At 63.5% G+C, this 8947-nt stretch carries 8 protein-coding genes; 1 reads left to right on the top strand and 7 read right to left on the bottom strand.

Going from position 1 to position 8947, the window contains the following annotated elements:
• On the top strand, positions 1-203 hold a 203-nt coding region (locus CRD60_RS08830), incomplete at its 5' end, for a hypothetical protein (protein WP_161522220.1).
• Positions 204-433: 230 nt separating this feature from the next.
• On the opposite strand, the gene CRD60_RS07895 is transcribed toward CRD60_RS08830, so the two are convergent.
• From CRD60_RS07895 to CRD60_RS07865, 7 genes are all read right to left on the bottom strand, one after another.
• Positions 434-1807, bottom strand: coding sequence for an MFS transporter (locus CRD60_RS07895; protein WP_113860729.1), 1374 nt, complete (start codon positions 1805-1807; stop codon positions 434-436).
• Between the two features lie 99 nt (positions 1808-1906).
• Positions 1907-2980: an aspartate-semialdehyde dehydrogenase gene (locus CRD60_RS07890; RefSeq protein ID WP_113860728.1), complete on the bottom strand. Its 1074-nt coding sequence runs from the start codon at positions 2978-2980 to the stop codon at positions 1907-1909.
• 79 nt (positions 2981-3059) lie between these two features.
• Positions 3060-3602 carry an ACT domain-containing protein gene (locus CRD60_RS07885; protein ID WP_113860734.1) on the bottom strand — a complete coding sequence of 181 codons (543 nt, stop codon included), beginning with the start codon at positions 3600-3602 and terminating at the stop codon, positions 3060-3062.
• A gap of 174 nt (positions 3603-3776) precedes the next feature.
• Positions 3777-4541: an aspartate kinase gene (locus CRD60_RS07880; protein ID WP_113860727.1), complete on the bottom strand. Its 765-nt coding sequence runs from the start codon at positions 4539-4541 to the stop codon at positions 3777-3779.
• A 296-nt stretch (positions 4542-4837) separates the two neighbouring features.
• Positions 4838-5440 (bottom strand): recombination mediator RecR, encoded by a 603-nt coding sequence (recR, locus tag CRD60_RS07875; RefSeq protein WP_113860726.1) that lies wholly within the window; start codon positions 5438-5440, stop codon positions 4838-4840.
• 11 nt (positions 5441-5451) lie between these two features.
• Positions 5452-8433 carry a DNA polymerase III subunit gamma and tau gene (locus CRD60_RS07870; RefSeq protein WP_113860725.1) on the bottom strand — a complete coding sequence of 994 codons (2982 nt, stop codon included), beginning with the start codon at positions 8431-8433 and terminating at the stop codon, positions 5452-5454.
• A gap of 126 nt (positions 8434-8559) precedes the next feature.
• Positions 8560-8934: an Rv3654c family TadE-like protein gene (locus CRD60_RS07865; RefSeq protein WP_113860724.1), complete on the bottom strand. Its 375-nt coding sequence runs from the start codon at positions 8932-8934 to the stop codon at positions 8560-8562.
• Positions 8935-8947 lie beyond the last annotated feature (13 nt).

Below are 8947 nucleotides of genomic sequence, written 5' to 3'. Positions count from 1 at the left end.
TCGACCCCGCCACCACACCCATCACCAGGTGGACCTTCCTCAAAGCCAAATGGGCACCAGCCATCACCCAACTCCCCCTCACCGGAGGACCACTGGGAGCCTGGACCCTACCCACCCTCGGCATCCTCCTACCCCTGACCACCCTGACCGCCATCTGGCACAGCCTGCGCAAAAAACAAGGAGAACACAACCTCAGACACTAAACCAACAACACACCAGCCAGGCCCCACCCCAACCAACACAAACAGTGCCCCCGACCCAGCACGGCTCGGGGGCACTGCCACACCCAACAACACACACCATCCAGACGACCACAGCAAGAAGAGCGGCAAAGAACCGTCGCTCATGTGAATGTATATACCAGTACAAAGGTCACTAGAGAGACCCGACCGACCTCACCGTTGCACGAACTGCCGACCTATGGGATGCACTCTCACAGCTCCTGCAGGTCTTTACCCTTTGTCTCCTGCGCGAACAGGTAGGTGATGGCGCCGATGACCAGGCAGGCGCCGAAGAAGCTGAAGGCGGTGGTGACCACAGCGATGCTGATGTGCTGTGTGACGAAGTCGCCGCCAGCCAGGAACCCCATGAAGATCGGGCCCACAATCTTGGCGCTGGCACCTATGCCATAGCCCAGGCCCAGGCCTGTGGAGCGGACCTGGCTGGGGAACTGTTCGCCACCGAAGGCGTTGAGAATGCCAAAGACACCGTCGGCGAAGGTCATGATCACCAGGACCGCCAGGTAAAACTGCCAACCGGAATCATGGAAGAAGGCCGCGTAGAAGCAGCCGGCCGCGCCAATCATCCCGAAAGAGAAGAGGGTCCCGCGGCGCCCAAGGCGATCAGCCAGCCAGGCGGAGGCGAAACGGCCAATGCAGTCGGCCACGGACACTCCCATGAAGAGGTAGGCCACCATCTGGGTCGAGAATCCGAAGGCATCCTTGAGCAGGGTCTGCCCCCAGGATTGGATGGCGAAGGAACCGAGCATGAAACAGAAGGACCCCAGGGAGACAATGACCAGGGACTTGCGGTGCCTGGAAAACAGCAGGCCGTAGCTGGGCTTGCCCTTCACCCCAATGCTGGGCAGCGGCCCGACCTGGTCAACCGGCAATTGCAGAGCCCAGGCCAATGACGACCTGGCCTTGTCCTTCTGGCCTGTGGCCTGGTAGTAGCTCGGCGATTCCGGGACACGCGCCAACCAGCAGAGCAGGAAGATGGGCAGGGCTCCCAGGCTGACCAGGAGCCGCCAATGGTCACCGATTAGGCTTTGGGCCAGTGAGCCCAACAGCAGGCCAAGCGGTATGAAGACCGAGGCCAGCCCAGACAGCATACCCCGCGACCTGGCGGGCACAAATTCCTGCACATAAGGTATGGAGACCACATTGAGGCCACCGACCCCCACGCCCACACCCACACGCAGAAGGGCCAGAAGCTGCCAGGCGCCGTCGGGCAGCAGCACCGAGAGCAGGGTGAAGCTCACGAAGGTGACCACGCACCAGACGAAAGCCCGCCGGCTGCCGAAGCGGTCCGCCAGCCGGCCCCAGAGCATGGACCCAACCATGGTGCCCAGACCCGAGCAGGCCAGGATGATGCCCACCGCCGTGCCGGTCAGTTGCCATGCCGAGGTGAGCAGGGAGACCACGAAGCCGATCAGGAACATGTCGAAGAACTCGGAGATGTTGCCTGCTATGGCCAGGCCGATGATGCTGTGCTGATGGTCGGTCAGCGGCTGGGAATCAATCTGCTCATAGGCGCTGGGCTGCTGGGCGTTGGCATCGGCATTGGCGCGTACTGAAGCAGTGCTCATGGTTGTAACCACCCGGTCATGCTGAGACACCCATCATTCTGGCAAACATCAGCAACCGTCGGTCCCAGCGCCACTGAGAGAAATCCCACCCCCGCGGCCTCAGCCCAGCCGGTCGGCGAAGTACTTGCGGGCCAGGAGTTCGGCCAGCTGCACGGCGTTGAGGGCGGCGCCCTTGCGCAGGTTGTCGTTGGCTACAAACATCGAGAGGCCACGGCCATCGTCCACGGCCTGGTCCTGGCGGATGCGGCCCACGAAGCTGGGGGTCTTGCCGGCGGCGCCCTGGGGGGTGGGGATGTCGGCCAGTTCCACGCCGGGAGCCTGGGAGAGGACCTGCCGGGCCTGGTCGGGGCTGGCGGGCCGGTCGAACTCGGCGTTGATGCTCATACCGTGGGAGGTGAAGATACCCACGCGCACGCAGGTGCAGGAGGCCTTGAGGTCCGGCAGGTGCAGGATCTTACGGCTCTCATTGCGCAGCTTCTGCTCCTCGTCGGTCTCCTCGGAACCGTCGTCGACAATCTCTCCAATGAAGGGGACGGCGTTGAAGGCTATGGTCCTGACGACCTTGGTGGGCGGCGGGAAGTCGATGGCATCGCCGCTGAAAGCCAGCTTGTCGGCTCCCTGGTCGACGGCGGCCTTGGCCTCGTTCATGAGCTGTTCGACCCCGGCCCGGCCCGCGCCGGAGACGGCCTGGTAGGAGGAGACGATCAGCCGGCGCAGGCCGAAGGCATCATCCAGAGGCTTGAGGACCGGCATGCAGGCCATGGTGGTGCAGTTGGGGTTGGCGACGATGCGCTTGGGGATGGTATCCAGGTCGTCGGAGTTGACCTCGGCCACGACCAGGGGCACCTGCTCATCCATCCGCCACTGGGAGGAGTTGTCGACTACGATGGCACCGGCTTGAGCGAACTTGGGGGCCCAGACCTTGGAGGTGGAGCCGCCGGCGGAGAAGATGGCTATGTCGATGCCTGACAGGTCCGCCGTTGCCACGTCCTCGACCTCGATGTCATGGCCCTGCCAGGTCAGGGTCTGGCCGGCCGACCGGGCCGATGCCAGGAAACGCAGATCCTTGACGGGGAAGCTACGCTCCGCCAGCACCCGGCGCATGACCATGCCCACCTGGCCGGTGGCACCCAGCACCGCGACGTTGACCCCGTTCTCGTTGATTGCTGCCATTGTCGGCTCCCTTCTCTATTGCTGACTCTCGACGTTCCACCTGACCACTACCTGGCCTGAGCCTAACCGCCACCAGGGCTCAGCGGCCAGTACCTCCGTATACAACCGCCTCAACCTTGTCGGCATCCAGACCGTAGGCGGTGTGGAGCGCGCGAACGGCATCCTCCAGCTGGTCCAGAGGCACCAGGGCTGCGATGCGAATCTCCGACGTCGAGATCATCAGCACGTTGATGCCCTTGTCGCTCAAGGCCTTGAAGAAAATGGCCGCCAGCCCGGAATGGGTCTTCATACCAACTCCGACCACCGCCACCTTGCCCACCTCGGCGTTGACGTCATAGCTCAGGTAGCCCAGCTCCTCCTCCTTGGACTCGAGCAGATCCCTGACCTGCCTGGTGGTGGAACCGGGGACCGTGAAGGAGATATCGGCCGTGCCTGCGGAGGTGCCGGCCTGCACGATCATATCGACGTTCACGCCCACCTGGGCCAGTTCGGAGAAGACCTTGGCAGCCATGCCAGGCTTGTCGATCACACCCCTGACGGTGACCAGGGACTCACTGCCATCGTGGGCCACACCCGAAATGACCGGGGTCTCCGGCCCCAGGTCAGGGAAGAGCTCACCCATGGACTGGTAATGCCCGGCCCCTTGGTCAGAGCCGTTGCCGGTAGCGGCATTGCTGGTGTTCGTGCTGTCTGTGGTCATCGCTGTCACCTCGTGGTTGCTGTGCTGGTCTTGCTGGCTCGGTGGTCTGCCGTGGCCGAAAGCCGCCTCGCCTCATCCGAAACTTACATGCCGCCCTCACTCCTGATTGGGCAGGCTCTGTGGATTGACACCGTCAGGAACAATCAAGGTGCCGGGGCGGTGGGAGAAGGAGCTGCGCACATGCAATGGCATGTTGAACCGTTGGGCGTATTCCACGCAGCGCAGGGCCAGGACCTTGGAACCGCAGGAGGCCATCTCCAGAATGTCCTCATAGCCGATGGCGGGGATGCGCTTGGCCGTGGGCACGATGCGGGGGTCTGCGGTGAAGATGCCATCCACATCCGTATATATCTCACAGACGTCGGCTCCAAGGGCCACCGCCAGGGCCACCGCGGAAGTGTCCGAACCACCCCGGCCCAGCGTGGTGGCATCCCCGCCCTCGTTCATTCCCTGGAAACCGGCCACGATGGCCACGCAGCCCTTGTCCAAGGCCTCACGGACCCGGGCGGGCTTGACGGATTTGATATGGGCTGCGCCGAAGCATGCATCAGTCATGAAGCCGGCCTGGGAGCCGGTGAAGGAGTAAGCTTCGGAGCCGGCCGAGTGGATGGCCATGGCCAAGAGACTCATGGAGATGCGCTCTCCGGCGGTCATCAGCATGTCCATCTCCCGGGCTGGCGGGTTGGAGTCGATGCTCATGGCTTGGTCGATCAGGTCGTCAGTGGTGTCTCCCATGGCAGAGACCACTACCGCCACCTCGTTGCCGGCACGTTTGGTCTCGATGATCCGTCGGGCCACCCGCTTCAGCGATTCGGCATCAGCGACCGAGGAGCCACCGTACTTCTGCACAATCAGCGCCACGACTTTCCCACTCTCCTTAGCGGCCTGGCGGTTCCCGCCTGGCGAAACCACCGGAAGCAACCAGCCCCTTATCCCTGAAAGGGCTATTTCGCGCCATTGTACGCGAGCAAGCCGATTATAAGTCCCGCACACACACCCCACCCCGCCCAGCCCACCATGCGGATGGGCCACAGCTTAGGTTCACGCATTCCAGTCAACTGAGAAATGTTCACAAACCGCAGCGGTGGAAAGATACGCAAAGATAGATCACAGAAAGAACATCGCTGCGAGAGTATGGCAGTGAGCCTTGCTTCTTGTTAGACTGTGAGTCGCCCGGAGAGGGCCCGGCCTAGGGTGATCTCGTCGGCGTACTCCAGGTCGGAGCCTACGGGCAGGCCGCTGGCAAGGCGACTGATGGTGATGCCTAGGGGCGAGAGAAGGCGGCTGAGATAGCTGGTGGTGGCCTCGCCCTCGATGTTGGGGTCCAGGGCCAGGATGATCTCCTTGACCTGGTCGTCCTTGAGGCGTTCCAGGAGCTTTTCGATGTTCAGGTCGCGGGGGGCCACGTTCGCCATGGGGTTGATGGCACCGCCCAGCACATGGTAGAGGCCCCGGTATTCGCGGGTCCGCTCGATGCTCATGACATCCTTGGGTTCCTCGACCACGCATATCATGCTCTGGTCGCGCCGGGGGTCTGAACAGATGGGGCAGGGGCTGATCTCACAAACGTTGCCGCAGATCTCACAGAAGCGCACCTTGTCCTTGACCTCCACGATGGCCTCGGCCAGGTCACGGGTCTCCTCCTGGTCGGCGGACAGAATGTAGAAGGCTATGCGCTGGGCACCCTTGGGGCCGATCCCCGGCAACTGCGCGAAATCATCAATGAGCCGTTGAATGGCTCCATCATAGGCAAGCGCCACTATATGACTCCTTAGTTCTGACTGTTCTGGTGCCGGTGCGGCGGTTTCAGATTCTTAGGATTATGCGGGTCGTCAGCCGCGAATTCCTCGACCGACTTCACGTCGAAGAACTTGGTCAGGTCCTCCAGGCTCATGGAACTGGCATCTTCCAGGGACTCATCGTCTATGGAATATTCGTCTTCGGCCGGGTCTTCCACATCGCCCGCCGAGGCCTTCCCCTGCCCTGCCGGCGTGGAGGGGTTGGGGAGGGGCCGCCGACCATTCGGCGCCTGGGTCATCCAGGGATCCTCCTGGCTCTCGACCTGCTGGATTTCGGGCCTGCCGCAGTTCTGACCGGCCGGTCCTGCCGACCCCATGGGTTCAGCGGGCCCGGTCGGATTGTAGGGGTCGTCAGGCTCCACGTCAGGGTGTGCCACAGAAGAGTGCGGGCCTGGGGCATGGCTGGCGAATGCGGCTTCCCCACCCCCTGCGGACCGCACAGTTGCTGTAGGTCCAGTTGCAGCAGGCCCAGCTTGACCAGAGGCAGATTGGGCCTGGCCGGAACCGTCCCATGCCGCTGTGGACGACTCCGAGAAGCCTTGGCCCGCACCAGCATTGGCTGGTTCGGGCTGGGCGGGAGCCTCGGCGACAGGCTGGTCCGCCCAGGGATCATAGTCATCGTCGGGGTCAGGTACGGCCACCTGCTTGTGCACATGTTCGTGTGCCGGCTCCGCCTTGGCGGGCTCAGGCTTGTTCGCCGCCGCAGCCACACCGAACCATGGGTCGTCATCATCGTATTCATCAGAGGATGACGTGGCTCGAGCTCCACCAGAAGAGGCGGGAGAGGCGACTGCTGTAACCGCTTGCGGCTGTACCTGTGAGGGGTCACCGGCCTTCAGGCCCGCAGCCTCCTTCGACTGGGCATGCCCGGACTCTGATTGCCCTTGGGCATCGACCCCATCAGGAGCGCTGCCAGCGGTCTCGGAGTCATTCGACACTGAGGACCTGTCAGCTTGGGCAGGTGCTCGATGGGTGGGGTCATCAGCGTCACCGGGCTTGCCGGCGGCGGCACTCTTGGGTTCCTTGGATTGCGATCCGGCATGGCCGCCGGCCGCCTGGCTCAGGCTAGCCGCAGCCAGACCTGCCTTGGCGAGTGCGATCTCCTTCTTGACCTGGGCCAGTTGCTCCGGAGTCATGCGGCTGGTGGCCATGACATGTTCGCCATTGGCGGCGACCGTGGTGGGGGCAATCATGACATGGGGGCCGAAGACCTTACGGACAGCCTCAAGGACCACATGGGAGGCCTTCTTACCGTTGTGCTCCTGATCGGAGGCCACCGCAAAGGCGAAGGCATGCTGGCTCAGGGCACAGTCGAAGGTCATGGCCAGCCTGGCCTTGCCTGCCTGGCCCTTGTTGAAGGAGATGGTGGGCACCTTGTCCCGGTCCACGCATTGCCGGATGTCCTCAGGCAAGGAGGACAGGACCTCATCCCAGCGCTCGTCGGCGGTACGGGTGTCCTCGGCAGCTGGTGTTGCCGGAGCCGGCTCGCCAGCTCGCTCGCCCTGCGCGGAGCCTGCTTGCTGGATCTGGCCGACCGGTGCACCCACCGCTGCCGGGCCCGTCGACTCCTGGCCCTTGGCCTGAACCAGTGGAACGGCCGACGAATCCTTGGCAGTAGCCTGCCCCTGCTCCGGTGCTTGGATCTGGGTATTGCCTGGTTGCTCGCCCTGCCTTGTGGCTCCCGCAAAGCCTTGGCGCTGCTGACGGGATGCGCCCGCGAATCCAGCCTGGCCCCTGGTGCTTGCCTGGACACCGGTGGGGGCGGATGGGTTCTCGCCGGCGGCCTGTCCGGCTTGAGCTTGAGGACCTGGTTCCACCGCTTGGAAACCCTGTGACGGGTTCAACTGCCGCTGCCGGGCCGCCAACAGTTGGGCCGCCAACAGTTCCAGCCGCATACGTGGAGAGGTGGCCCCAGCCATGGACGACAGGGATTCATTCACTGTCTCGGCCATGGACGACAAGGCGGCGAGTCCCAGAGCTGAGGCTTGGCGTTGCAGGTCCTCCAGATTCTCGGCCGCGGCATCGTCACTGAGCACATGCTCTGCCTGTTCGCCACCCAGGTTCAGCACCAGCAGGTCACGGACACGGGCCAGCATATCCTCCACGAAGCGTCGGGGGTCGAATCCACCCACGACCACCTGCTGAACGACCCCGTACAGCTTGGCGCCATCGGAGTCGATCACCGCGTCCATGGCCTCGCCAATCAGAGCCTCGGGCGTGAAGCCCAGCAAAGCCACAGCGGCATCGTAGGCGATCACACCGTCCTTGGCTCCCACCATAAGCTGGTCCAGAACGGAGAGGGTGTCTCGTACCGAGCCGCCACCAGCCCGCATGGTCAGCTTGAGCACGCCGGGTTCACTCTTGATGTCTTCCTTCTGGCAGATCTCCTCCAGGTAGGGCCCCATGATCTCCTCGGGGACCAGACGGAAGGGGTAATGGTGGGTGCGGGACCTGATGGTCCCAATCACCTTCTCCGGCTCCGTGGTGGCGAAGATGAACATGACATGTTCCGGTGGCTCCTCAACGATTTTCAGCAAGGCGTTGAAGCCCTGCTGGGTGACCATGTGGGCCTCGTCAAGGATGAAGATCTTATAGCGGTCGCGGGCTGGGGCGAATGCGGCCCTCTCCCGCAGCTCACGGGCATCGTCGACACCGTTGTGACTGGCGGCATCAATCTCGACCACGTCTATGGAACCCGCACCACCGGTCGCCAGATCCTTGCAGGAGGCGCACTCGCCACAGGGGTGGGAGGTGGGGCCCTGCTCGCAGTTGATGCAACGGGCGAGAATACGGGCCGAACTGGTCTTACCGCAACCTCGGGGACCAGAGAACAGATAGGCATGGGTCAACCTACCCGCGTCCAAGGCCCTGGACAGGGGGACCGTGACCTGATCCTGCCCGATGACCCCGTCGAAAGTATCCGGCCTATATCTGCGGTATAACGCCAATGCCATTCTTCTGCTCCCTTACGCAAGACCTACTGCGCCTGCATGGTACTAGCCTCTAACCTACCGTCACCCGACTATTTTCCACAGCCTGTGTCGCTCTCAGCGATGGCCGAAGTCGACGCAGGCTCCTGGTCAGCTTCCACAATCCACCGGACCGGCCCGCGACTGGTAGGACAACTGGGGCAGCAGCGGGAAGGAGGTCCGCAGGTTGATCGTGACCGTCACATCCTCATCCTCTATGGCGCAGGCCGCCACCTGCGCCTGATTGGCCCGGGCGGATGCGTGCGCCAGTGAGCAGGCCCCCTCGTCGCCCTCCCTCAGGGCACTGGCAGCCACGATGGCCGACAGGTCGGCCAGGGCACGGACCCTGGCCTTGCGGACCAGCAGATCTCCTCCGGCAGCCAGGGTCAACATGAGCAGGGCGGCCAGCAGTATCAGCATCACCCCGGCCATGGTGCCCGACCCCCGATCCCTTGCACCCCAGAACCTCCAAGGCCCTCCCCGCATCGGGTCCCCATTG

The organism is Bifidobacterium aemilianum (assembly GCF_003315635.1).
GTDB classification, from domain to species: Bacteria; Actinomycetota; Actinomycetes; order Actinomycetales; family Bifidobacteriaceae; genus Bifidobacterium; species Bifidobacterium aemilianum.
The sequence above is the reverse complement of the archived record's forward strand: the minus strand, read 5'-3'. Positions and strand labels throughout refer to the sequence as shown.

Excerpts from the sequence above, each read along its gene's own strand:
- CRD60_RS07895 (WP_113860729.1), bottom strand. The coding sequence starts at position 1,807 with ATGAGCACTGCTTCAGTACGCGCCAATGCCGATGCCAACGCCCAGCAG.
- CRD60_RS07890 (WP_113860728.1), bottom strand. The coding sequence starts at position 2,980 with ATGGCAGCAATCAACGAGAACGGGGTCAACGTCGCGGTGCTGGGTGCC.
- CRD60_RS07885 (WP_113860734.1), bottom strand. The coding sequence starts at position 3,602 with ATGGGTGAGCTCTTCCCTGACCTGGGGCCGGAGACCCCGGTCATTTCG.
- CRD60_RS07870 (WP_113860725.1), bottom strand. The coding sequence starts at position 8,433 with ATGGCATTGGCGTTATACCGCAGATATAGGCCGGATACTTTCGACGGG.
- CRD60_RS07865 (WP_113860724.1), bottom strand. The coding sequence starts at position 8,934 with ATGCGGGGAGGGCCTTGGAGGTTCTGGGGTGCAAGGGATCGGGGGTCG.